We start from the raw sequence: 21,565 nt of genomic DNA on the forward strand, positions 1-21,565 counted from the left end.
GGTCCGTCATCGTAGAATTCGTGACCGTAAACGTGATGAAAGCCCCTTTTGCGCTCGATTCCCGGGACTCGCTGCGGTCCTCAGTCGCTCGTTTCACTCGCTCCCTGCGGTCCGTCCGTCGTCCGGGTTCGTCCAGCGCAAAAGCCCCTTTCAGTCCCACCGGCGGTGACCAGTCGCGGCTGCTACCGTACGTCCAATTTCAGTCGAGCTACGTCGAGTCCCCTTCCTCGGTCTCGAGCGACCCGACGAACGAATCGCCCGCTCGAGCGGCCGTGCTCGCGACCCGGATCGGCTCCGGACGACCTCCCTCAGGCGTGAACGCGCGGACGACCGCGGCCGCCTCGTCGCGATCGCAGCCGCGGTGGCGCACGTAGACGGTCTCGTCGTTGACCGACAGTTCGCGCCGATCCGGAAGCGAGCGATACGTCTCGAGGCGCCGCTCGAGCTCCCGTCCGGAAAAGGCGTCTCGGAGGCCGGTCTCGAGGCCGTCGCTCGCCTCGAAGGTGACGGCGATCACCGGCCGATCGGCGGCCTCCTGGACGCGAGACGGGTCGAGAAAATTGTACCACGCGGGTGCGACGGCGCCGAGCAGGACGTACTGGACGTCGGGTCGACCCAACTCGGCGACCAGTTCCACAGCGGCCTCAGTCGCGTCGGTGCCGCCGACGGTACACCGACGGTACGCCAGTCCGTCGAGGACGCGGTCGGCACGGACGACGGCACCGGCGAGCGTGCTTCGGTCCGCGTCGCGACGAAACGACTCGGCGATGCCCAGCGCCCGCACCCCGGGCTTCATCAGGTCTCGTCTTTGATTTCCTTGAGTCGATCGAGCAGTTCGTCGCTGGACGCGCCGTTTTCGAACTCGATCGTCCCTTCGTGGCTGTTCTCACCGGATTTTACCGCGTCGTCATCATCAAAATCAGCGTCGACTTCCTGTTGCTCGGATTCGTCGTAGCTCCCGAATCCCATACAGTGATCACTTTGAGCTTACGAGTGAAAAATCTCGTGGTTACCTGTTTATCTGCGTTTATGTCGTCGCTAGCGGACGCTGTGTCCGTCGGTCCGCATTCGTCCGCATTCCGAGCGCAACTCGCGACGGGAGCGAGCACCTGCGACGACACCGTTTTTGAGGCCAGCGCTCGAGCCATCCGGTATGGCGGTCCATCACGTCACCGAGGACGCGGAGACGTTCACCTGCAACGCATTCCTTGCGGTCGGCGAGGACGGAACGGCGACGCTCGTCGACGCCGGCGCGTGGGACGGCGTCGTCGACGAGATCCGACGCCACGCCGACAGCGTCGACAGCGTGGTCGTAACCCACCAGCACGGCGATCACGTCGACCGACTCAAGGCCGTGGTCGACGCCTTCGATCCCGACGTCTACGCCTACAACGGCCACTCAACCCGCACCGACGTGATCGAGGACGGCGACACCGTGACGATCGGCGACGAGGCGTTCGACGTGGTCTACACGCCCGGCCACGCCGACGACCACGTCTCCTTCGTCTCCGAGTCGTCGCTGTTCTCAGGCGACGTGGTCGTTCACGACGACGGCGCCTTCGACTACGGCAGCTTCGGCCGCACCGACATGGCCGGCCAGTCCCGCGAACGGCTCATCGAGAGCATCGAGACCCTCCTCGAGCGGATGCCCGAAGACGTCGAACATATGTACGCCGGCCACGGCGGCGTCTTCCACGGGGACGTCCGGGACGTCGTGGCGACGGCGCTCGAGCGAGCAGAGAAGCGCGAACCGAAGTATCCCGACGAGTGAGCGGACCGGAGACGCCCGTTTCGCGCACCCGTGATTTCGACGGCGCGGTTGCACTCGAAGTGTAGTCGCCATTCAAAGGGGCACACAGTCGCCACTCGAGGGGCAGTGCTGAGAGAACGAAAACGGAGAGTCGCGTTATGCTGCGCGGGGTTCCTTCGCCTTGGGACGGAGGTTCTTGTAGCCGCACTTGCGACAGCGGTCGGCTCCTGAGGAGTTGCGGGCGTTACAGCGCATGCAGATCATCTTCTCGAGCGTCCGTTTCTCGGCGGCGTCGAAACTTGGCATACCGGCCCGTTAGCTCGTGGTGCATATAATCGCTGTGATTGTGTGGCTTCGTGACAGCGACCGTCGGCGCCCGCCTCCACGGCGGTTCGGGGAACCTGTCGGCCCACAGCGAGCCTGAACGGCGACCGTCAGACCGCACAGCGCGCCGACGATCACTCCTCGTCGGCCAGATACTCCTCTTGGACCGCGACGACCTCGCTCGAGTCAGCGCACTCGCTGTATCGACGCAGGGGCTCCTCGTTGAGCGTCAGGAAGGTCTCGCCCCAGCGGAACGGCTCGAGGAGTTCCTCGGCCCGCTCTCGATCGCCGAAGATGCAGCAGGCAGCGGCCAGCGCCTCGACAGTGGTCAGTCGGAACGGCCGCCCGTAGTTGATCGGGTTCGCGGCGACGAGGAAGGGCAGCGCCCGGTGGACGCCCCGCATTTTGAACGACGCCGCCTCGGCGGACTCCCACGAGCAGTCCAGCGCAACCAGCGTCCCCAGCCCCTCTTCGGCGTCGGCCGGCGACAGCGCCTGCTCGGCGTGGGGGTTGAGGACGACGCCGTAGGGCACCTGCCCCATCGACCGGTAGAGGGTCGCCTCGTCGAATTTCTCGAGGCGCTTCGCGGTGCACTTGTTCGGGTCGTCGTCGCCCTCGTAGTAGACGTGACACTCCACAGCGGAGCGTTGGACGCAGCGGGAGAAAAGCGCCGCGGAACGCGGGCCGCGACCCACAGAGCGAGACGGATACCCAAGTCGTCGTTCGACCGCGATTCGCGACGGGCGTCACGACGATCCGTCGCGACGGAGTGCGTCGAGCGTCCTCGAGCCGATCCCGTCCTTCGAGAACACGGTGACGATGTCGTCGGCTCTGATCGTCGTCTCGCCGTGCGGCGCCAGGACAGTGTCGCCCCGCTCGGTCGCGATCACGAGGCTCTCTCTGGGGAGGATCGTCCGTCGAACCGCGTGCTCGAGGAGTGGGCGGTCGAGAACGACCTCGGCGACGCCGACCTGGTCGTCGACGATTGAGACGTCGAGACCGCGATCGCCGACGCGGCCACCGATGCGACGTTCTTGGTGATCGGCGTGACCGGAGAGGGACTGCTATCGCGACTCATTCAGGGGTCGCTGATTATCGACGTTCTCGACGACGTCGAGTGTTCGGTACTCCTCGCGGAGACGGCTCGAAAGCGGAGCATGCGCGAACGGCTGTTGGGCACCGAGAGAGGGACTGACTCGAGTCCCACCGCGGAGACAGGATCTCGAGTGCTTTTGGCGGTGGCGCCGAACGGTCGGGTATGGGCACGGAGCCGAATCCGACCGACGATCCGGACGCCGCGTCGCTCGTCCGCGACTACTACGACGCCCTCGACGAGCGCGACTACGAGACGCTCGAGGACCTCCTGGCACCTGACTTCGTCCAGCAGCGGCCGGATCGGACGTTCGAGGACCGCGCGGCGTTCGTCCGCTTCATGCGCGACGATCGACCGAATCCCAACACCAGCCACGATCTCGAGGCTGTCGTCGCCGACGGCGAGACCGACCGCGTCGCGGTCCGGGGTCGGGTTCTCGACGCCGACGGGGAGCGGACGCTGTTCGAGTTCGCGGACTTCTTCGAACTCGAAAGCGAGAACGAGAGCGAGAGCAGTCAGATCAGTCGCCTCGAGACGTACTCGCGGTGACGCTCAGCGGAAAGTCAGAGCGCTACCCAGTAGGAGTGGCCGTTGGAACAGGCCACGGTCCGTTGTTCGCCGAACCGCGTCCCGAGGCGGGCGGACGCGTGGTCGTCGCTACGAACGGGGACGGGGATACTCGTTCGCTTCCCACACTGCGGACATTCGGCTTCGCGGATCGCTGTAACCTGCATTCGATATCACTGTGGTATCGTACGCCACGGTAGTATATAACATATCCTCCGAAGGACGGTGGTATCCGAGTCGCACCGCAAACCTCTGTCAGGCCGAACAGTTGTTCGGCCCCAACTCGAGTTCCGTGCGATCCTCGGGCGGTCGCTCCTCGCGGCCACGGTTCAGGTCGATGATCTCCTCGTAGTTCGCCGGCTTCTCGCCGGCGTCGGCCATGCGCTCGACGAATTCCTCCTCCCCGAGGCCGAGCAGGTCGATCCCGGTACGAGCCTCGCAGACAGTTGTCGCGATCGGGTCACCGGGAACGCCGTGCTCGAACTCGCCGTCGGAAGTGACGGTGACGTGGCCCGGCAGGACGACGACGGCCTCGGGTTCGGCCAGGAGCGTCCGGTGGAGCGTCTCATAGAGCATCTCGGCACCTTCCTCACCTTCGTCCTGGCTAAACTCGAGTTCAGTCCGCCCGACCGAGTCGACGTGGAGGGTGTCGGCCGTCAGCAGGGCCGCGCCGTCGACGAGCAGATTGATCATCTCGCTGGTGTGGCCCGGCGCCGCCAGCGCCTTGACCTCGAGGTCCCCGACGTCGAGGACCTCGTTTCGCTCGAGGGGCGTGAACGCGTAGTCGACGCCGCGGTCGGCCGCTCGCGCGCCGAGGTAGTAGGGGACCGCGAGGCTGTCGGCCAACTCCCGACCGCCGGAAATGTGGTCGGCGTGGACGTGGGTGTCGACGACGCCGGCGATCGTCAGATCGACCTCTTCCGCGGCGACCTCGTACTCGTCGATATCGTCCGTCGGGTCGACGACGATCGCTTCGCCCGTCGCCGGACAGCCGACGACGTAGCCCAGACACCCCTTCGCCCGCCGCTGGAGTTGGACGATCGTCGGGGCGTCCGTCGCGGTCCCGGCGCCGTCGCCGCCGACGTCGATCTCGACGCGCTCGTAGACGCCGCTCCAACCCTTCATTCCGCCGTCGACCGTCGCCACGTCGTAGGCGTCGGTGGCCGACTCGAGTCGGGTCGCCAGGTTGCCCGACGAGATCCCCTTCGCGCAGATCGTGATCACGCGGTCGGCGCCGCCGACGGCGTCCTCGAATTCCTCGAGGCGGTCGTCCAGTTCCTCCTCGGGGCCGAAGGGGAAGTGCACCGCGCCCGGGACGTGCCAGGCCTCGTAGCTGTCCTCGGGCCGGGTATCCACGAGGGTGACCGCGTCGTCTTCGTCGACGAGTTCGGCGAGTCGGTCGGCCGAGAGCGTGGTGACCATACGAATCGTACGAGAGCGCGCGACGTAAGTCTCGCCACGCAGGTGCCGCTGCGGGATCCATGGCCGCTCACCGCGCGACCGACATCGAGGGCGTCGAACTCGTTCAACTGTCGTTCCGGAAGAGAGGTCCATTTAACTGACACACCGACGAACGATCGGTATGTCCCTCTCAGAGGCCGTCGACGCGGCCGTCGACGCAGTGCGTCACCGTCCGGGTGATCTCCTCCCCTGGTACGTTCTCGGCGCCGCCGTCCCCGCGATCGCCCGCGTCGTCCCGTTTCTCGCGATGGTGATCGCCTACGTCTACCTCGCGACGACCGGCCGACTCGCGACGATCGTCGCGGAGCTACAGGACCTGAACACCGAGCCGCCGGACCCGAACGCCGACCCCGAGGCGTTCGAAGCGTGGGCCAGCCAGTTCGACGTGCTCGTCGATCAGCTGTTCACGCCGACACTGATTCTGCTGGCCGTCGTGGCGATCGGCGTGGCGCTGGTCGTGTGGATCGTCCTGTACGCGGCCGTCGCCGCCGGACAGCTAACGGCCTGTTCCGCGCGGCTTCGCGGGAACCGAGGGGTGGCGGCCGGATTCGCGGGCGCGCGCCGCTACTGGCTGCGATTCCTCGGGCTCTACCTCCTCGAGTTGCTGGCGTGGCTCGCCGTCCTGCTGACGATCGGGCTGGCCGTGGGAGTTGTCGCCGGCATCGTCACGCTGTCGACCGGGTCGGGCGGCCCCGCGCTCCTCGTCGGCGCCGTCGCCGGGCTCGTGATCCTCGCCGCGCTGCTCGCGGTCCGCGCGGTGTTCGCGTTCGCGTCGGTCGCCGTCGTCGTCGACGACACGACCGCGGTCGACGCGGTGACGAACGCGCTCGGGTTCATCCGATCGCAGCCTCTCGAGGCGGGGGTCTACTACGCCGTCGCACTCGGGACGACGATCGCGCTCGCGGTGCTCTCGGCGGTAATCACGTTCGTCGACGTCGCCACGTTGCTGTCGCTGGTGACGCCGCTGGTCGTGTTTCCGGCGCTCGACCTCCTGAAGACGGCCGTCTACAACGACTATCGACGGCGCCTCGAGCCGCCGACCGCGCCGGTGCGGTCCCTCGGCGGACAGCTGCGAGACGGCGTTCGGTACGGCTGGTCCGAGATGGTCGCGTTCGTCCGCGAGACGCCCGTCACGCACGCGCTTGTCGTCGCACTCGCTCTCGGCGGCTTCTGGGCCGGCTGGGCGGCCGCGGCGCCGGTCGAGGGCACCGTCGAAACGTCGATCTCGGCGCGGCTCGTCGACCACAATCCGCTCGGGGCGACCCTCGAGTTCTTCGCCAACAACTGGCTGGTCGCGCTCACGACGGCGTTGTCCGGCGTCGTGCTGGTGGTGCCCGCGGTCGCCTCGCTGCTGTTCAACGGGCTCGCGATGGGGATCTTCGCGCGAACCGAGACCGAACCGACGGAACTGCTCGCGTTTGTCGTCCCCCACGGAGTCTTCGAGATTCCGGCGATCTTCATCGCCTCGGCGCTGGGGATCCGGCTCGGGCTGATCGGCTGGCGAACCTTCCGCGGGAACGCGAGCCGAACGGACCTCGCCGACGCGCTCGAGCGGGCGTTCTGGGTGCTGGTCGGCGTCGGCGTCCTGCTGGCGGTCGCGGCGGCGATCGAGGGCTTCGTGAGTCCGTACTATTACGATCTGCTGCTCTGATGTCCGCGGGCGTCCCGCGCTCCGGCGCGCCTCGAGCGTCTCGAGCGGTTCGACGGCGCCGGGCCGATTAGGCGTAGGCCTCGAACTCCTCGCCGAACAGCAGGAAGTAGGCGGTGCCGATCAGTCCGACGACGGTCGCGATGGAGAAGGCGAGCGTCGGCGAGCCGGCGAACAGCTCCCGGCCGGAGAGCGGGTTCGAGAACCCGCCCCAGAGCAGGCCGCCCAGCGCGGCGCTGGGGATGACGATCAGGTTCCGGAGGAGGTAGTAGGTGCCCGTGACGCGACCTCCTGTACCCTGCTCGGCTGGCCCGACGATCAGCGCCTTGTGCGCGGGGAGGCCCGCAAATCGCAGCCCGGAGAAGGCGAAGAGCACGGCGAGCGTGAGGGCACCCGCGCTCTCACGGGGTGCGTTGATCAGCAGGATCGGGAAGATCGCGTAGACGAAAAAGCCCAGCGCGACGACCGGCTTTAGCCCGATTCGCTCGGCGGCTTTCGCGACCGGGATCATCGTCAGCAGGGCCACGAGCATCTCGATCCCGAGCAGGACGCCGAAGTACGACTGGGGCGAGAGCTCGAGGGTGCCTACCGCGGGCAGTGAGAGGGTAAGCCCGACCTCGAGAAACCGGGTGACGACGATGACGAAGAAGACGTAAACCATCCCGTTGGCGAAGCGGACGAGGGTGTCGCCGACCAGCAGCGGCCGGAGTTCGTCGGGCATCGCCCGCAAATCGGCGACGACCTGCGAGAGGCCCGCGAACTCCTTGCCGACGCTGTCCTCCTCGGCCTCGTAGAGGACGTGCTGGACGATCGTCCCGACGATTCCGAAGATCACGGCGACGAGCAAGATCAGCTGGAAGGCGACCCGGACGTCGGCGTCGCTCGAGCCGAACGGGTAGAACAGCGCGGCGGCGAGCAGCGGGCCGACGAGAAAGGCGGTACGACGGAACGTCTCGGTGCTCGCGAAACCGGCGGCGAGCTGGGAGGGCGGGACCGCCTGCTTGACGATCGCGAACGTCGCGCCAAGCCCGAACGACTTCCAGGCCTGCGAGAAGAACAGGCCGACGAAGATCGTAATGACCGCGAGCGACGTGGAGCCGACGGAAACGTCGGCGAACAGGGGAGCGGCCAACCAGATTCCGAAGCCGATCGTCGAACACAGCCCGAAGGCGGTCAGCGCGTACCGCGAGCCGATGCGATCGGAAATCGCCCCGCCCGGATAGGGGTAGACGGCGCTGATGACGTTCCCGACCGTCCCGAAGAGGCCGACGACGAACGCCGACGCCCCCAGCGCGTACATGTACTCGGCCATGTACCGGCTGGTCATCTGAAAGCCGAGGCTGAACGCGAACATCGCCGCCGAGAGGACCAGCACGTCGCGCTCGAGCGCGAAGAACTGCCGGTAAGCATCCAGCGGATCGGCCGTTTCGGTCTCGGGAGTGTCCTGCTCGAGACTCATAGTCTGACGTGAGCGTCCGAGCGACTTCGTTGTTTTCCACCGCTGAGGGGCCGTTGTTTTCTGCAGTTGACGGGGCGCAACGTCGAAGCGATACCGTCGGAACTGCCCGCTCGCTGGCGAACACCGAACCAATAAAGGCGAACGGGTCCGTCCACAGGGACATGACGACGACGCTCGGAACGGCGAGTGCGGCCCCCGGCGAGATGGACACGGGCCGTCTCGAGGTCGGCGAAACCCGGGACGGAAGCTCGTTCGGGTTACCGGTCGCCGTGATCAACGGCGCCCGTGCGGGAAAGACGCTCTATCTGCAGGCGGCAAGCGACGGCGACGAACTCAACGGTGTCGGCGTCATTCAGCGCGTCGTCCCGCAGCTCGATCCCGCCGAAATCACTGGGACGATCCTGATCGTCGGGATCGTCAACTACCACGCGTTTCAGGTCGCCGAACACCGGAATCCGATCGACGACACGAAGATGAATCGCGCCTACCCCGGCAACGAGGCCGGCACCTCGAGCGAACGGATCGCGGCGGCGACGTTCGAGATCGCGACTCGGGCCGATCTGATCCTCGACCTCCACCAGGGCTCGACCAGTCGGATGATCGACGAGGTCCGGGTCCGCTGCGGGAAGCGCCACCGCCTTCACGACGACTGTCTCAAACTCGCGAAGGTCTTCGGTTGTGGCTACATCCTCGACCAGAAGGGGCCCGACGGCCAACTGGCCCGCGCCGCCCCGGACGAGGGAATCCCGACCGTCGATCCAGAACTCGGCGGCACCGTCGGCTGGGACGAGGAGAGCATCCGCAAGGGCGTCGAGGGCGTGTTCAACGTCCTCACCTACTACGACTTCCTCGAGGGGGAGACGACCGTCGAGACCCAGACACGGGCCAACGGGTTCGAACAGTACGGCGCACCCGGCGGCGGCCTGATCTCCTTCGAGCGGGACCTCGGTGAGCGCGTCCGCCGCGGCGACCTGCTGTTCGAACTGACGACCCCCTTCGGCGAACGGAAGGCCGAGGTGACCGCCGACAGCAACGGCATCCTCTGGCGGACCCGACGGCTGCCTCAGGTCGCCAGCGGCGAGTACGTCTGCTCGGTCGCCACCGACATCGACGACTACTGACATGGCATCCGATCTCATCTGCCCGAACTGCGAGACCGTCTACGAGGCTGGCCCGTCCGAACCGTGGCGCTGTTCCTGCGGGAGCGCCCTCGAGTTCACCGAACGGCCGCATCCGCAGGGCGACCCCCTGCCGCTGCAGAGCCTCGATACGACCGAGGGCCTCTGGACGTTCTTCGAGTTCCTCCCCATCGAGAAGCACGTGACCTTCCACGAGGGGTTTACCCCGCTCGTCGACGCGCCCGACTGGGACGCCGAGTTCAAACTCGAGTACGTGTTTCCGACGGGCTCGTTCAAGGATCGGGGCGCGACGACGACGCTCTCGCGAGCGGTCGAACTCGGCGTCAAGAGGGTCATCGAGGACTCCTCGGGCAACGCCGGCGCCGCGATCGCGACCTACGCGGCCCGCGCCGGCCTCGAGGCGGACATCTACGTGCCGGCGGACGTCAAACAGTCGAAGCTGATGGCCATCCAGCGGGCCGACGCCCGCCCGGTCAGAGTTGAGGGGAGCCGACAGGACGTTACGGATGCCTGCATCGAGGCCGTCGAAGCCGGTGAGGGCTGGTACGCCAGCCACGCCTGGAACCCGGCGTTCTACGCGGGCACGATGACGTTCGCGTTCGAGATCGCCGCCCAGCAGGGGTGGACCGTTCCCGACGCCGTCGTGCTTCCGATCGGCCACGGGACGCTGTTCCTGGGGGCCTACCGCGGCTTTTCGCTGCTCAACGAGGCCGGGATCGTCGACGGCATGCCCCGACTGCTCGGCGCGCAGGCGGCGGGACACGCGCCGATCGTCGACCGACTCGGCGGCCGGACCATCGACGAGGACGGCGAGGGCACCGACATCGCCGACGGGATCAAGATCGAGAAGCCGGCCCGCGAGGACGAGATCCTCCGTGCCATCGAGGAGACCGGCGGCGACGCCATCGCCCTCGGCGCGGACCCGATCGAGACCGCGCTTGACCGCCTCCACCGCGGCGGTTTCTACGTCGAGCCCACCTGCGCGGTCGCCCCCGCGGCGCTCGAGCAGTACCGCGACGACGACGTTCTCGAGGCCGACGCCGACGTCGTCGTCCCCCTGACCGGCAGCGGACTGAAAACGCTTTGAGGGTCCAGTCCCGAAACCCGAACAGATGGTCAGCCGACCGCCGACGTTCTGTCCCGACTGCGGTACCCGCCTCGAGACGGCCACCGTCGACGCCCGCGAGCGCAAGCGGTGTCCGGTCTGCGAGGATATCGTCTGGCACAATCCGGTCCCCTGTGCGAGCGTCGCGATCGTCGATCGCTCGCGGGTGGACACGAGGGTGCTCTGCGTCGAACGCGGGGTCCCGCCGGGGGTCGGCGAGTGGACCCTTCCCGGCGGCCACATCGAGATCGGCGAGGAGCCCGCGGCGGCCGCCGCGCGCGAACTCGAGGAGGAGACCGGCATCAGCGTCGACCCCGACGCGCTCGAGATCCTGAGCGCGTCCGCGATGGCGCCCCGTGACGGCAAACACGTGATGACGGTCCACTACGTCGCCGATCGGGCCGACGCCAGCGGCGAGCCGCTCGCGGGCAGCGACGCGAGCGCGGCCCGGTTCTGGTCACCGAACGAGTTCGACGCCTCCGGCGAGACGTTCCGACCGGTCCACGAGCAGCGGTTCCGGGAGGCCACGGCGTTCTTCGACTAATCCCCCTCGGGCGGGCGAACCCGACATTCCTTTACTTCGGCCCTGAATACGGGCGGGTATGTTCCTTGCCTTACGCGCGGAGGTCGAGGACGCCCTCGAGCGGGCGCTCTCCGAACTCGACTTCCCGACCGACGACCTCGGGATCGAAGAACCGCCGGAAGACGTCGACAGCGTCCTCGCCTCGAGCGTGGCCTTCCGACTCGCCGGCGAGGCCGGCGCGGCGCCGCCGCAGGTGGCGGGCCAACTCGCCGACGAACTCGACGCCGCCGAGCTGACCTACGTCTCCGAGGTACAGACGCAGGGTCCCTATCTCAACTTCCTGCCAAGCGACGCTTACCTCGCCGAGACCCTCGAGACCGCGACCGAGGAGAGCTACGGCGCTCTCGAGGACCGCGACACCAGCGTCGTCGTCGAGCACACGAGCGCGAACCCGACGGGACCGGTCCACGTCGGCCGCGCCCGCAATCCGATCATCGGCGACGCCGTCGCGAACCTGCTCGACTACGCGGGTTACGACGTCGATCGCCACTACTACGTCAACGACGCCGGCCGCCAGATGGCCGTCTTCACGTGGGCCTACGAGACCTTCGACGAAGCGGATCTCGAGTCCGAGCCCGAACGCGACCGCATCGAGTACGACCTTGTGCGCTACTACCGCAAGGGCAACGCGTTCCTCGAGAACGGACCCGAAGACAAGGTCGAGGACGCCGAGGCCGAGATCGAGTCGATCATGCAGGGCCTCGAGGCGGGCGACGACGAGACCTACGAACGAGTCAGCGAGGTCGTCGATCAGGTGCTTTCGGGCATGACGGCCTGCCTCGAGCGCCTCCCCGCAGAGTTCGACGAGTTCGTCAAGGAGACGCGGTTCATGCGCAACGGGGATACCGACGACCTCGTCAACCGACTGCAGGAACTCGACGAATCGGTCTACGAGGAGGACGCCTGGCAGCTCGAACTGGACGAGCACGGCATCGACAAGAACCTCGTCTTCCTGCGCTCGGACGGCACCTCGCTGTACGCCACCCGCGACCTGGCCCACCACGAGTGGAAGTTCGACAACTACGACCGCGCGGTGACGGTGCTGGGCGAGGACCACAAGCTGCAGGCCAGACAGCTCAACACGACCCTCGAGTTGCTCGACAACGACACCGAGCAGCTCCAGCAGGTGCTCTACTCGTACGTCAACCTCCCCGAGGGGAAGATGTCGACGCGTCGCGGCACGGGCGTCGACCTCGACGACCTGCTCGACGAGGCGATCGACCGCGCCCGCGGAGAGGTCGAGGACCGCCTGGACGACCGCATCCGCGACGACGATTTAGACGAGGACGACATCGAGCGGATCGCCCACCAGGTCGGTATCGGCGCGGTTCGCTACGACATTGTCTCCAAACAGCCCACCAAGGCGATCACCTTCGAGTGGGACCAGGCGCTTGACTTCGAGGCTCAGTCGGCACCGTACGTCCAGTACGTCCACGCGCGCTGTTGCGGGATTCTGGAGGAGGCCGGTCTCGACCCCGAAACCGACCTCGCCGAACAGGACGTCGAACTCGAGGCCCTCGAGGCCGACCTGCTCGAGACCGAGGCCGAACGCGACCTCCTCGAGACGATCGCGCGGTTCCCGGCGGTCGTCGACGAGGCGGCCGACGACCTCGAGCCCCACCAGATCGCGACCTACACGCGCGAGTTCGCCGACCGGTTCAACGCCTTCTACCGGGAGTGTCCGGTGCTTTCCGACGACGTCGACCCGGACGTCAGGGAGGCCCGACTCGCGCTCGTGGCCGCGTCGAAACACACGGTCGCCAACGCGCTATCGATCCTCGGCGTCGAAGCGCCGCGCTCGATGTGACGGCGGTCGGATCGCTCGCGACTACCGCCAAGCTCCGCTGACGGCGGTCGACGGCGTCAAAAAGGCCGGTTGCGTCGAATCGTCGATCGGTCGCTGCGAATGCCTCACTCGGCCGTCGACTTGACGTTCTCGAGGAGCGCCTCCGCTGAGAGGTCGCCGTTCTGGTAGTCGACGAGCCAGTCGGTCTTCACGGAGAACGAAACCACCCGCTTGGCGTCGTGGTCGACGACCCAGTCGATGGAGTCAATCGCGTCCGCGAACGCCTCGGTGTCGACGATCGCGCTCTCGTGTGCCTCGGCCAGCGTCTCCAGTTCCGCGTACAGTTTCTGGTAATCAGTGATCCCGCTCGTCGCGACGACATCGACCGTGCTGTCCGCTTGCTCGACGGACGAGACCGACACCTTGTCGCTCTCGAGGGAGAGTTTCGAGCTGTCGAACCCGGGGATATCCGTACTGGCAGTCTCGTCGGTTCCGTCGGAGTCCTCGGAGTCGCTTTCGTCGCCGTTCTCGGTTTCGTTCCCGGTGTTCTCGGTTTCGTTCCCGGAGTTCTCAGTTTCGTTCTCGGAATCGTTGTCGGTGATCGACTCGGTATCGTCGTTGTCGTCGTCCGAATCGTCGTCGTTACTGCCGCTGCCGGTACAGCCCGCGAGTGCGGTTGTGAGCGCTGCGCCACTGCCAAGGAGGATCTTTCGTCGCTCCATGGGCGACCGATCGCTACGGGATTTGATTAGTAATTAGCTCGTTACAGTCAGTTCAAAGGTTACGCGGAGAGTTTTTCCGGAAAACGGCCCCTCACCTTCGAAAGCCGGCTGTTAGCGCTCGAGTGAGCCGCTATCGACGAGACGCTCGACGGTATGTGCTGTATGAACGACAATATTGACTGATTATCACGATCTCGTGAACGACATCGAATCCGACGCGAATCGGCGGCCGCAAGCGCGAATCGAGCCGTTCAGGCACCGCCTACCGGCCCGGGCGAGACGAGCGCCATCGCTCGAGTCGGCGAGCACCGTGAATCGCCGATCAGGTGTCGGATTCGGCCTCGGTGATCGCACTCGAGACGTCGTCGTGGGCCGCCTCCCGCTCGGCGGACCCCTCGGTCGTCTCGTCGTCCGAATCGGCGGTCTCAGACTCGGCGGCCGCGTCGGCGTCTACCGTCGTGTCGGCAACTGCGATGCCGGCCAGATCAGCCGCGAGTTGGCGGTAGGCGCCGGCGGCGGGTCCGTCGGGTTCGTAGACGACCAGCGGCGTTCCGGCGTAGACGCTCTCGCGGGCCGCAGGATCGTCGGGGATCGTCGCCAGGAGAGGGGTCTCGAGGCGCGCGGCGATCTCCTCGTAGGAGACGTCGCTGTCGGGGCGGGTTCGCGTGACGACGAGCCCGGAGACCTCGCCGCCGGCGCGTTCGGTCAGCTCGAGGGTCTTCTTCGAGTCGTGGACCGCCGCGGGCTCGGGCGTGGAGACGAGAACGACGGCGTCGGCCAGGCCGAGCGGGAGCACGGTTTCGTGGCTGACTCCGGCGCCGACGTCGAGAAAGACGTAGTCGAACCGCTCGCGGAGGTCCGCGACGACCTCGCGCAGGCCCTCGGGGGAGGTGTCGGCATATTCGTCGAGGCCGGTGCCGCTGGGGACCGCGACGATGTTATCGGTGATCCGGTAGGTGGCGTCGTCGATCGACGCGTTGCCGGACAGTACGTCGTGCAGCGTCGTCGAGTCGGGGGTGAGGCTGACGAACCCGGCGAGGTTCGCCATTCCGAGGTCGGCGTCGACGATGGCGACGCGCTCGCCGGCTTGGGCTAGCGCCGTGCCGAGGTTCACCGTCGTCGTCGTCTTCCCGACGCCGCCCTTCCCGCTCGCGATAGCATAGACCGTCTCGTGAGACATACTGGATACTGTCCGGACAGTAGAACGGCAGGACCTTAAAACGTGACCTCGGCACGCGATTCGACATCGGCCCGCAAACGCCGAGCGGCGACCGCGAATGCGACGGTAGTCGTCCGCTGGGTCTCCCATCGACACCGCCGTCTCAAAGAATACTTACCCACAGGACCGTTTTCTAGGGACAATGAGCCAGGAGGGCGAACAGGAGCAATCCGACCGGAAGAAGTACGAGTTCCGGAAGGTTCTCGAGGATCTCAAGGAGTACGACGGCTCCGGGACGCAGCTCGTGACGATCTACATTCCCGAAGACCGGCAAGTCAGCGACGTGGTCCAACACGTTACGCAGGAACACAGCGAAGCGGCTAACATCAAGTCCAAGCAGACGCGGACGGCCGTCCAGGACGCGCTGACGAGCATCAAGGACCGCCTGCGGTACTACGATACGTTCCCGCCGGAGAAGGGGATGGTGCTGTTCTCCGGGGCCGTCGATTCCGGCGGCGGCCGCACCGATATGGTCACGAAGGTCCTCGAGAGCCCGCCCCAGCCCGTCGAGTCCTTCCGCTATCACTGCGACTCCGAGTTCCTCACCGAACCCTTAGAGGAGATGCTGGCGGACAAGGGCCTCTACGGCCTGATCGTCTTGGATCGGCGCGAGGCCAACGTCGGCTGGCTGAAAGGTAAGCGCATCGAGCCCGTCAAGTCCGCCTCCTCGCTGGTTCCCGGCAAGCAGCGCAAAGGCGGCCAGTCCGCCCAGCGATTCGCCCGCCTGCGCCTCGAGGCCATCGACAACTTCTACCAGGAGGTCGCGGGGATGGCGAACGACCTGTTCGTCCCCCGGCGCCACGAACTCGACGGGATCCTCGTCGGCGGTCCCTCGCCGACCAAAGACGAGTTCCTCGACGGCGACTACCTCCACCACGAGATCCAGGACAACGTCATCGGCAAGTTCGACGTCGCCTACACCGACGAGTCCGGCCTGAAGGACCTCGTCGACAACGCTGAGGAGGCGCTGGCCGACGCCGAGGTGATGAAGGACAAGAAGGTGATGGAGGAGTTCTTCGAGGAACTCAACGCCGGCGATCAGGCTACGTACGGGTTCGAGCAGACCCGCCGGAACCTGATGATGGGCGCGGTCGACCGGCTGCTCATCAGCGAGGACCTCCGCAAGGACGTCGTCACCTACGACTGTCCGGAGTGTGGCAACACCGACCGCGAAGTCATCGACCGCCGCAAGTCCACGCCCGACCACTCCTGTAACGACTGCGGCACCGAGGTCGAGGCGACCGAGGACGACCGCGAGGACGCGATCGACCACCTCATCGAAATCGCCGAACAGCGGGGTACCGAGACCAAGTTCATCTCGACGGACTTCGAGAAGGGTGAACAGCTCTACAACGCCTTCGGCGGCTTCGCCGGTCTCCTGCGGTACTCCACCGGCGTCTAAGCACCCCATACTCGCTCCGTTCGCCCGTCCGATCGCTGATCCTTTCTCTCGACTTCGGACGGACCGATTCGTTCGTTGACCGCCGTTGATCGAACGCGTTCCCCTACAGGGCCGTTACCAGTCAGTTGTAATCTCTCCAGTACCGGGAGAAGGGGTGCATTCACCGATTAGAAGATGTAACGGACTCTACCCTTTTCGATCGTTCGCCGACGTCGATCGAATATGTGGCAGACACCGACGCGCCGGGGGGTACTCGAGGGTGTCGCGGTCGGGGGACTCGTTCCCGTCGCCGCTACGGGGACCGCCGCGCCGCGGGCGACGATGCAGGACGCACCGATCGACGTAACGATTCAAGAGACGAACAGTCCGGTCGAGACGGGGGCCGTCCTCGAGGTGACCGCGACGGTCGGGTACGGCGGCAGCGGATCCCTATCGACCGACGCCGTGCTCGTCGTCGGCCACGATCCAACGGTCGTCGACACGCAGTCGATACAGGTGGGAGCCGGGGCCACGGCGACCGTCGAACTCACGTTCGAGACGGCGATCGTCGACAACGATCAGGAGTTTCCCGTCTGGGTCGTCGTCGACGGGGCGACCGACCGCACGAACGTCCTCGTCTACGCGGATACGCCGCCGGTCGCGATCGACATCTACCGAACGAACGATCCCCTCGCGACCGGCGAGGTCCTCGAGGTGACCGCACGGCTCGAGACCGAGGGCGACGTGTCGACGACGGAGACCGTCGAGTTGATCGTCGGCCACAATCCGACGACCGTCGATTCGGCGACCGTTTCGGTGCCGTCCACCGGCGGCCGACTGGTGACCCTGGAGTTCGAGACGGCCCTCGTCGCCAACACGCAGGAGTTCCCGGCTCGGGTGGTCGGCTCGTCCGATTCGGCCGAACAGACCGTCCGCGTGATCGGAACGAACGACGACCCCGTTGAGACGAACGTAACCTTCACCTCGTGTACGCGGGCCGAGGTCTCGGGCACGTTCGGCGACGGCGACAACGTGGCGGCGAGCACCGGCTTCTACAACGAGGGCGGGGGCGAACCGCTCTACGGGAACACGATCATCGAAGACTGGATCGAGATCGGTACCCACGTCGACGCGCCGTTCGCGGGCACGATCGTCTTCGAGATCGGCGACGAACGCGACGTCTCCGCCACGCCCGACGGCGCTCGCGTGGAGGTTCCGGATTACGGCGAACTCGGGACAGTGCTGACCGGGATCACGCTGCCGCCGGACTACCCGACCGCGACGATCTCCCGCTCGAACCCGCAGGCCCAATCCTGTCTCGAGGAGATCGAGAGCGGGGCCGGTGACGGCGGCGAGGGGACCCTCTCGGTTTCGATCTCCGGAACGAACACTCCCGTCAACGCCGGCGATTTCCTCGAGGTGACGGCGGTCGTCGAGAACACCGGCGGCGGATCGGCCTCGGGCACCGTCGCGCTCGTCGTCGGTCACAATCCCCAGCAGGTCGACTCGACGAGCGTCTCCCTCGAGTCGGGTGCGAGCACGACGGTGTCGTTGGGCTATACGACCTATCCGGCGGCCCAGACGACTCAGTTCCCGGTTCGGGTCGAGACCCCGGACGACTCGGCCGTCCGGTCGGTCACCGTCCACGGCACCGAGAGCTAGGTTCGGGGGTCGCGAGGGCGATCACGCCCGCCGCGAAGCGGTCCCTCGAAGCGCGGACGGCGACGACGGCCTCGACTCGAGGCGTTGAGATAGCGATACGACTGTCCCGATCGAGACGGCCCGACAGGCCGAGGGACGTACTCGCAGTCGAGCGGCCAAAACTAGAGCGTTCCGCGGAGGCGGACCGCGTCGTCGGTGATCTCCGCGATGCTACCCTCGTCAAGCGGGTGGGCCTCCTCGCTCCTGGATCCCCAGCCGAGTTTCGCCGCGATCGTGTCCGTCAGACTCGGATCCGGTTCGACGTAGCCGCGTCCGTCGTGGACGTCGACCAGCCGGCCGACTTCGGTCCCGTCGGTGTTCAGGACCCGTTTCCCCTCGTCCGCTTCGGTGAGTGTCCTCTCGCTCATACTCGTTCGACGATGGTTCTCGCGTCGAGTCCGGTCCGGCGGCCGGACCGACTAGCCGACGACAGGCAGACGCGAGCAATAAATCGCCGAAACCGTTCCGCCGGTCACCGGCCCGTTATCGCCCGCTCGCCCGCTATCGCTCGAGTAGGCGCCGGTTACGGCGCGATAATGGCGTTCGGCGCCGCTCGAAGCGGTGCACAACAGAAGGGTTATGCCGGTAGTCGCGTATTACCAGTCGATCAATGGACGAATCCCCTCCCTTCGCCGCGTCGTTCGACGACCCCCGGATCACGCCCCAGTTTTGCCGCCGGGTGCCCGGGTCGTCGGGCGACTGTATTCTTCTCGGCGTCGTCCACGACCACCCCGCAAGCATCGCGCGCGTTGATCACATCCTCGAGTCGGTCGCCCCCGAGACGGTCGCCCTCGAATTGCCGTCGGCGGCTCTGCCGCTGTACCGCGCCTATGCCCGCGACGGCTCCGCGTCGTCCCCGCCCCGCTTCGGCGGCGAGATGAGCGCCGCGATCAACGCGGCGCCCGAGGCCGACGTCGTCGGCATCGACGCGCCGAACTGGTCGTTCGTCCGGCGGCTCGTGGCGCGGCTGATCGCCGACCGCGTCTCGCCGTCGACGGCCCGCCGCGTCCTCTCCGGGCTGGGCGGCGCGACGCGAGAGGCGCTGACCTGCCGCGTTGCCGCAACGTTGACCCACGCGACGTCGATGACCATCGCCTGCGACGATCCGATCGAGTACGACTGCGACCACGACGACACGCCGAAGCGCCAGGCCGCCCACGAGCGCTCCCACGTCGCCAGCGTCCAGGCACTACTTGGCAGCGTCGCGACCGAGGGCAGCGCGCTCACCTACCGCGACGACACCCGCGAGCGCTGTATGATCGATCGGCTCGAGACTCTGCGAACCGAGACCGAGAGCGACATCGTCGCCGTCGTCGGCGTCGATCACCTCGAGACGCTGGCGGACGCGCTGTCGGCGTAGGCCGGTCGAGTCGCTTTTCGCGGCTGTCGTCGCCGCATCGGCAGTCTTCACTTCGGACGAGGAGAGGGTTCGTCGCCGCCGTCGTCACTTCGGACGCGACGGATGCTGACGATCGACGAGAAGAAGGTTACCGCTTCGCGGGCGGTTCGATCAGGATTTCGCCGTCGCTCGAGACCGTCACGTAGTGGTCGCGGACGGTGAAGTCGAGCGAGCCGCCGCTTCGCTGGCGGCCGTCGTGGCGCGGGCGGAAGAGTCTGTCCAGAGCCTCGGGATCGATGGCGTCGTACAGCGAGACGTACCCGTCGGTGACGTCGGTACCCATGCAGTCGGCCAGCGCGTGGCTCACGGTCGTGCTGAGCCTGGCCGAACCGTCCGGGTCGTGCGTTGCGCGGTAGACCGATGGAGAGCGAGACTGCGAGGCGGGGGAGTGAGTAGGGTTTCCGTGCATGACTGTTCGTCGTCCCTGCCCACTGTGTGCTTGAAGACTAAAAGCGTAATCGTTCATTACTCGGCTATTTTGACGGATGTATTGGATATTCATTGGTCAATGTGACAGTCTATTTTTCGAGAATGGCGAATCGAAGGGCACAGGGCCGACTCGAGGAAGGGTTCTCGGTCGACTTCGACGAGGCGGTCCCCGACCGTCGAGGCGGCGACCGGAATCGAGACCGATGCGACGGGCTCACCGGCGGAGCGCCGAGATGCAGTTCCAGCAGTAGGTGAACGTCTGGTCGGCTTCGTTCCGGACGCCGCAGTGGGGACAGCGGATCGTCTCGCCGTCGAACTCTAGGTCGTAGTCGCCCTCGGGGTCGTCGGGGTCGCCGATATCGTCGACCGCGCGCGGATACCGGTCCGGTCCCGGCGGGGTGCGGGAACTCGCGCGGTCAGGGTCGGCGAACGAGGGCGAACCCGTGCTGTCGCCGTCGTCCCCGCGGAGGTAAACGTAGTACAGTACCAGGTGCAGGAGGGCGAACAAGACCACGTAGCCGATGAGCCAGCCCCAGAGCTCCATCAGTATGCGATAGGTTCTCAAGGCACTTGGATATTCCCCGCCTCAGGAATCGCTGAGAGTCAGAATGGAACGACTAACAGGCTCGACGACCGGTCAGCGGAGGTCGCGTTGGAACTCGTCGAAGACCTCGAGGTCGTCGGGGAGGTCGTACTCGATGCGGCGCTGCTCCTGGCGGTTGACGCCGGCCTCGTCGATCGGGGTGGCGGCGTCCTCCCAGCCGGGCTTGATCTTGACGCTCTTGGCGGGCGTGCCGATGGCGATGTGGTGGGCGGGAACGTCGTTCTGGACGATGCCGCGCGCGCCGACGATGGCGTTCTCGCTGACTTTACAGCCCGCGCGGACCATCGCGTCGTAGGTGAGGCGGACGTCGTCCTCGACGATCGTGTGGTAGTTGCGGACCTCCGTCTGATCGACGACGTCGTGGTCGTGGCTGTAGATGTGGACGCCGTCGGAGATCGAGACGCGGTCGCCGATGGTCAGCTTCCCGCGGTCGTCCAAGTGGACGTCGTCGTGGACGATGGTGTTGTCGCCGATCGTGATGTTGTGGCCGTAGGTGAACGAGATCCCCTTGAAGAAGCGACAGCCGTCGCCGCAGTCCTCGAAGAGGTGATCGGCGAGCATCCGGCGGAATCGGAGCGCGAACTCGACGTTGTCCGCGATCGGCAGGCTGTCGAACTGCCGCCACAGCCACTGGAGGTGCTTCGAGCGGCGGAACTTTTCTTCGTCCTTCTCGGCGTAGTACTCGCTCTCGAGGGTCGTGTTACAGGGGTCGTAGCTCTGTAACCGAACGCGCTCGGCCGGCGAGACCGACTCACCATCCTGCCAGCGCTCGTAGGCCTCGCGGTCGCCCGAGAGATCGATCAGGACGTCCTCGACGACCGAACAGGTGTCCTCGTCGCTCGAAAGTCGTCGGTCAACCTCGTCGATGAACTCGCGCATTCCCGCCTCCGCTTCCCCGGGGAGCGAGACGTACCGCTTTGTCATAGTCTGAGGTATTGTCGCCGTGTTAATAGGAGATTCGATTGAATAATCGGCTTGCTGGATCGGTCCTGAACCGCGAGAAACTGGCGAGCGGGCCCGTCGGCGGCGATAGTACCGGAGACGCCCTCAGGGAAGTATTGCTCGTACCGGATGTAGCCTCGAGGCACTGGCGCGAGTTCTGCGTGCCAATTGGCCCAGTGAACACGAGGCGTCGCAGTGAACGACGAGACATCGGAACCGCCGACCGCTCGGTCGGTCGGCTGCGACGACAGTC

General features: G+C 66.4%; 25 protein-coding genes. 11 read left to right on the forward strand and 14 right to left on the reverse strand.

The window, feature by feature from the left end; genetic code table 11:
* Positions 1-208: 208 nt before the first annotated feature.
* The gene (locus tag EH209_RS06515) at positions 209-796 is read right to left on the reverse strand and encodes an endonuclease dU (RefSeq protein WP_126662084.1); all 588 of its coding nucleotides are present in this window, start codon (positions 794-796) and stop codon (positions 209-211) included.
* Positions 796-969, reverse strand: coding sequence for a DUF5786 family protein (locus EH209_RS06520; RefSeq protein ID WP_008893937.1), 174 nt, complete (start codon positions 967-969; stop codon positions 796-798). Before EH209_RS06520 ends, EH209_RS06515 begins: the two co-directional genes overlap by 1 nt.
* A 184-nt stretch (positions 970-1,153) precedes the next feature.
* Here EH209_RS06520 and EH209_RS06525 point away from each other — a divergent pair, with 184 nt between their 5' ends.
* Positions 1,154-1,771, forward strand: coding sequence for an MBL fold metallo-hydrolase (locus EH209_RS06525; protein ID WP_126662085.1), 618 nt, complete (start codon positions 1,154-1,156; stop codon positions 1,769-1,771).
* Positions 1,772-1,906: 135 nt separating this feature from the next.
* On the opposite strand, the gene EH209_RS06530 is transcribed toward EH209_RS06525, so the two are convergent.
* The 3 genes from EH209_RS06530 to EH209_RS06540 all read right to left on the reverse strand — a co-directional run bounded on the left by EH209_RS06530 (position 1,907) and on the right by EH209_RS06540 (position 2,985).
* A complete protein-coding gene (locus EH209_RS06530; protein WP_126662086.1) occupies positions 1,907-2,056 on the reverse strand; it encodes a 50S ribosomal protein L40e in 150 nt (49 codons plus the stop codon).
* A gap of 152 nt (positions 2,057-2,208) precedes the next feature.
* Positions 2,209-2,712 carry a DUF367 family protein gene (locus tag EH209_RS06535; protein WP_126662087.1) on the reverse strand — a complete coding sequence of 168 codons (504 nt, stop codon included), beginning with the start codon at positions 2,710-2,712 and terminating at the stop codon, positions 2,209-2,211.
* A gap of 108 nt (positions 2,713-2,820) precedes the next feature.
* Positions 2,821-2,985: a TrkA C-terminal domain-containing protein gene (locus tag EH209_RS06540; RefSeq protein WP_249038771.1), complete on the reverse strand. Its 165-nt coding sequence runs from the start codon at positions 2,983-2,985 to the stop codon at positions 2,821-2,823.
* Between EH209_RS06540 and EH209_RS25085 the strand changes: the two genes are divergently transcribed.
* Both EH209_RS25085 and EH209_RS06550 read left to right on the forward strand, forming a co-directional pair.
* A complete protein-coding gene (locus EH209_RS25085; protein WP_394343686.1) occupies positions 2,923-3,063 on the forward strand; it encodes a hypothetical protein in 141 nt (46 codons plus the stop codon). The two genes, EH209_RS06540 and EH209_RS25085, sit on opposite strands and share 63 nt — an antisense overlap.
* A gap of 269 nt (positions 3,064-3,332) precedes the next feature.
* Positions 3,333-3,716 carry a nuclear transport factor 2 family protein gene (locus EH209_RS06550; protein WP_126662088.1) on the forward strand — a complete coding sequence of 128 codons (384 nt, stop codon included), beginning with the start codon at positions 3,333-3,335 and terminating at the stop codon, positions 3,714-3,716.
* Between the two features lie 14 nt (positions 3,717-3,730).
* Here EH209_RS06550 and EH209_RS23940 read toward each other — a convergent pair whose 3' ends face one another.
* Both EH209_RS23940 and EH209_RS06555 read right to left on the reverse strand, forming a co-directional pair.
* Positions 3,731-3,901, reverse strand: coding sequence for a hypothetical protein (locus EH209_RS23940; RefSeq protein ID WP_164722006.1), 171 nt, complete (start codon positions 3,899-3,901; stop codon positions 3,731-3,733).
* A gap of 88 nt (positions 3,902-3,989) precedes the next feature.
* Positions 3,990-5,156 carry an MBL fold metallo-hydrolase gene (locus EH209_RS06555; RefSeq protein ID WP_126662089.1) on the reverse strand — a complete coding sequence of 389 codons (1,167 nt, stop codon included), beginning with the start codon at positions 5,154-5,156 and terminating at the stop codon, positions 3,990-3,992.
* A gap of 160 nt (positions 5,157-5,316) precedes the next feature.
* On the opposite strand from EH209_RS06555, the gene EH209_RS06560 reads away from it, so the two are divergent.
* A complete protein-coding gene (locus tag EH209_RS06560) occupies positions 5,317-6,846 on the forward strand; it encodes a stage II sporulation protein M (protein ID WP_126662090.1) in 1,530 nt (509 codons plus the stop codon).
* Between the two features lie 67 nt (positions 6,847-6,913).
* Here the strand turns inward: EH209_RS06560 and EH209_RS06565 are convergent, their stop codons facing one another.
* Positions 6,914-8,302: an MFS transporter gene (locus tag EH209_RS06565; RefSeq protein ID WP_126662091.1), complete on the reverse strand. Its 1,389-nt coding sequence runs from the start codon at positions 8,300-8,302 to the stop codon at positions 6,914-6,916.
* 161 nt (positions 8,303-8,463) lie between these two features.
* On the opposite strand from EH209_RS06565, the gene EH209_RS06570 reads away from it, so the two are divergent.
* Genes EH209_RS06570 through argS form a run of 4 tightly spaced genes read left to right on the forward strand, consistent with a single transcriptional unit; the run spans position 8,464 to position 12,936 of the window.
* Complete coding sequence (locus EH209_RS06570; protein ID WP_126662092.1) at positions 8,464-9,423, forward strand: succinylglutamate desuccinylase/aspartoacylase family protein; 960 nt, start codon at positions 8,464-8,466, stop codon at positions 9,421-9,423.
* A gap of 1 nt (position 9,424) precedes the next feature.
* Positions 9,425-10,528 (forward strand): pyridoxal-phosphate dependent enzyme, encoded by a 1,104-nt coding sequence (locus EH209_RS06575; RefSeq protein ID WP_126662093.1) that lies wholly within the window; start codon positions 9,425-9,427, stop codon positions 10,526-10,528.
* A 25-nt stretch (positions 10,529-10,553) separates the two neighbouring features.
* Positions 10,554-11,090 (forward strand): NUDIX domain-containing protein, encoded by a 537-nt coding sequence (locus EH209_RS06580; protein WP_126662094.1) that lies wholly within the window; start codon positions 10,554-10,556, stop codon positions 11,088-11,090.
* A 58-nt stretch (positions 11,091-11,148) separates the two neighbouring features.
* Positions 11,149-12,936, forward strand: a complete 1,788-nt coding sequence (gene argS, locus EH209_RS06585; protein WP_126662095.1) for an arginine--tRNA ligase — start codon at positions 11,149-11,151, stop codon at positions 12,934-12,936.
* Between the two features lie 104 nt (positions 12,937-13,040).
* Here argS and EH209_RS06590 read toward each other — a convergent pair whose 3' ends face one another.
* A complete protein-coding gene (locus EH209_RS06590) occupies positions 13,041-13,637 on the reverse strand; it encodes a hypothetical protein (protein ID WP_126662096.1) in 597 nt (198 codons plus the stop codon).
* A 322-nt stretch (positions 13,638-13,959) separates the two neighbouring features.
* Positions 13,960-14,817, reverse strand: coding sequence for a cell division ATPase MinD (gene minD, locus EH209_RS06595; protein WP_126662097.1), 858 nt, complete (start codon positions 14,815-14,817; stop codon positions 13,960-13,962).
* Positions 14,818-14,998: 181 nt separating this feature from the next.
* Here minD and prf1 point away from each other — a divergent pair, with 181 nt between their 5' ends.
* The gene (gene prf1 / locus EH209_RS06600) at positions 14,999-16,258 is read left to right on the forward strand and encodes a peptide chain release factor aRF-1 (RefSeq protein ID WP_126662098.1); all 1,260 of its coding nucleotides are present in this window, start codon (positions 14,999-15,001) and stop codon (positions 16,256-16,258) included.
* A 222-nt stretch (positions 16,259-16,480) separates the two neighbouring features.
* On the forward strand, positions 16,481-17,899 hold the full coding sequence (locus tag EH209_RS06605; protein WP_126662099.1) for a CARDB domain-containing protein: 1,419 nt from the start codon (positions 16,481-16,483) through the stop codon (positions 17,897-17,899).
* A 161-nt stretch (positions 17,900-18,060) separates the two neighbouring features.
* Here the strand turns inward: EH209_RS06605 and EH209_RS06610 are convergent, their stop codons facing one another.
* Positions 18,061-18,306, reverse strand: coding sequence for a hypothetical protein (locus EH209_RS06610; RefSeq protein WP_008893919.1), 246 nt, complete (start codon positions 18,304-18,306; stop codon positions 18,061-18,063).
* Between the two features lie 242 nt (positions 18,307-18,548).
* Between EH209_RS06610 and EH209_RS06615 the strand changes: the two genes are divergently transcribed.
* On the forward strand, positions 18,549-19,298 hold the full coding sequence (locus tag EH209_RS06615; protein WP_126662100.1) for a hypothetical protein: 750 nt from the start codon (positions 18,549-18,551) through the stop codon (positions 19,296-19,298).
* Positions 19,299-19,425: 127 nt separating this feature from the next.
* Here the strand turns inward: EH209_RS06615 and EH209_RS06620 are convergent, their stop codons facing one another.
* The 3 genes from EH209_RS06620 to EH209_RS06630 all read right to left on the reverse strand — a co-directional run bounded on the left by EH209_RS06620 (position 19,426) and on the right by EH209_RS06630 (position 21,294).
* Positions 19,426-19,746, reverse strand: a complete 321-nt coding sequence (locus tag EH209_RS06620) for a HalOD1 output domain-containing protein (RefSeq protein WP_126662101.1) — start codon at positions 19,744-19,746, stop codon at positions 19,426-19,428.
* Positions 19,747-19,980: 234 nt separating this feature from the next.
* Positions 19,981-20,310 (reverse strand): DUF7577 domain-containing protein, encoded by a 330-nt coding sequence (locus EH209_RS06625; RefSeq protein WP_126662102.1) that lies wholly within the window; start codon positions 20,308-20,310, stop codon positions 19,981-19,983.
* 93 nt (positions 20,311-20,403) lie between these two features.
* A complete protein-coding gene (locus EH209_RS06630) occupies positions 20,404-21,294 on the reverse strand; it encodes an acyltransferase (RefSeq protein ID WP_126662103.1) in 891 nt (296 codons plus the stop codon).
* Between the last annotated feature and the right edge of the window lie 271 nt (positions 21,295-21,565).

The organism is Haloterrigena salifodinae (genome assembly GCF_003977755.1).
Classification (GTDB): Archaea; Halobacteriota; Halobacteria; order Halobacteriales; family Natrialbaceae; genus Haloterrigena; species Haloterrigena salifodinae.

Bases quoted from the DNA above. Each gene is read 5' to 3' on its own strand.
- EH209_RS06515 (WP_126662084.1), bottom strand. From the start codon at position 796: ATGAAGCCCGGGGTGCGGGCGCTGGGCATCGCCGAGTCGTTTCGTCGC.
- EH209_RS06625 (WP_126662102.1), bottom strand. From the start codon at position 20,310: ATGGAGCTCTGGGGCTGGCTCATCGGCTACGTGGTCTTGTTCGCCCTC.
- EH209_RS06630 (WP_126662103.1), bottom strand. From the start codon at position 21,294: ATGACAAAGCGGTACGTCTCGCTCCCCGGGGAAGCGGAGGCGGGAATG.
- EH209_RS06530 (WP_126662086.1), bottom strand. From the start codon at position 2,056: ATGCCAAGTTTCGACGCCGCCGAGAAACGGACGCTCGAGAAGATGATC.
- minD (WP_126662097.1), bottom strand. From the start codon at position 14,817: ATGTCTCACGAGACGGTCTATGCTATCGCGAGCGGGAAGGGCGGCGTC.
- EH209_RS06610 (WP_008893919.1), bottom strand. From the start codon at position 18,306: ATGAGCGAGAGGACACTCACCGAAGCGGACGAGGGGAAACGGGTCCTG.
- EH209_RS06565 (WP_126662091.1), bottom strand. From the start codon at position 8,302: ATGAGTCTCGAGCAGGACACTCCCGAGACCGAAACGGCCGATCCGCTG.
- EH209_RS06620 (WP_126662101.1), bottom strand. From the start codon at position 19,746: ATGCACGGAAACCCTACTCACTCCCCCGCCTCGCAGTCTCGCTCTCCA.
- prf1 (WP_126662098.1), top strand. From the start codon at position 14,999: ATGAGCCAGGAGGGCGAACAGGAGCAATCCGACCGGAAGAAGTACGAG.
- EH209_RS23940 (WP_164722006.1), bottom strand. From the start codon at position 3,901: ATGCAGGTTACAGCGATCCGCGAAGCCGAATGTCCGCAGTGTGGGAAG.
- EH209_RS06575 (WP_126662093.1), top strand. From the start codon at position 9,425: ATGGCATCCGATCTCATCTGCCCGAACTGCGAGACCGTCTACGAGGCT.
- EH209_RS06525 (WP_126662085.1), top strand. From the start codon at position 1,154: ATGGCGGTCCATCACGTCACCGAGGACGCGGAGACGTTCACCTGCAAC.
- EH209_RS06520 (WP_008893937.1), bottom strand. From the start codon at position 969: ATGGGATTCGGGAGCTACGACGAATCCGAGCAACAGGAAGTCGACGCT.
- EH209_RS06570 (WP_126662092.1), top strand. From the start codon at position 8,464: ATGACGACGACGCTCGGAACGGCGAGTGCGGCCCCCGGCGAGATGGAC.
- EH209_RS06550 (WP_126662088.1), top strand. From the start codon at position 3,333: ATGGGCACGGAGCCGAATCCGACCGACGATCCGGACGCCGCGTCGCTC.
- EH209_RS06560 (WP_126662090.1), top strand. From the start codon at position 5,317: ATGTCCCTCTCAGAGGCCGTCGACGCGGCCGTCGACGCAGTGCGTCAC.
- EH209_RS06605 (WP_126662099.1), top strand. From the start codon at position 16,481: ATGTGGCAGACACCGACGCGCCGGGGGGTACTCGAGGGTGTCGCGGTC.
- EH209_RS06615 (WP_126662100.1), top strand. From the start codon at position 18,549: ATGGACGAATCCCCTCCCTTCGCCGCGTCGTTCGACGACCCCCGGATC.
- argS (WP_126662095.1), top strand. From the start codon at position 11,149: ATGTTCCTTGCCTTACGCGCGGAGGTCGAGGACGCCCTCGAGCGGGCG.
- EH209_RS06555 (WP_126662089.1), bottom strand. From the start codon at position 5,156: ATGGTCACCACGCTCTCGGCCGACCGACTCGCCGAACTCGTCGACGAA.
- EH209_RS06580 (WP_126662094.1), top strand. From the start codon at position 10,554: ATGGTCAGCCGACCGCCGACGTTCTGTCCCGACTGCGGTACCCGCCTC.
- EH209_RS06590 (WP_126662096.1), bottom strand. From the start codon at position 13,637: ATGGAGCGACGAAAGATCCTCCTTGGCAGTGGCGCAGCGCTCACAACC.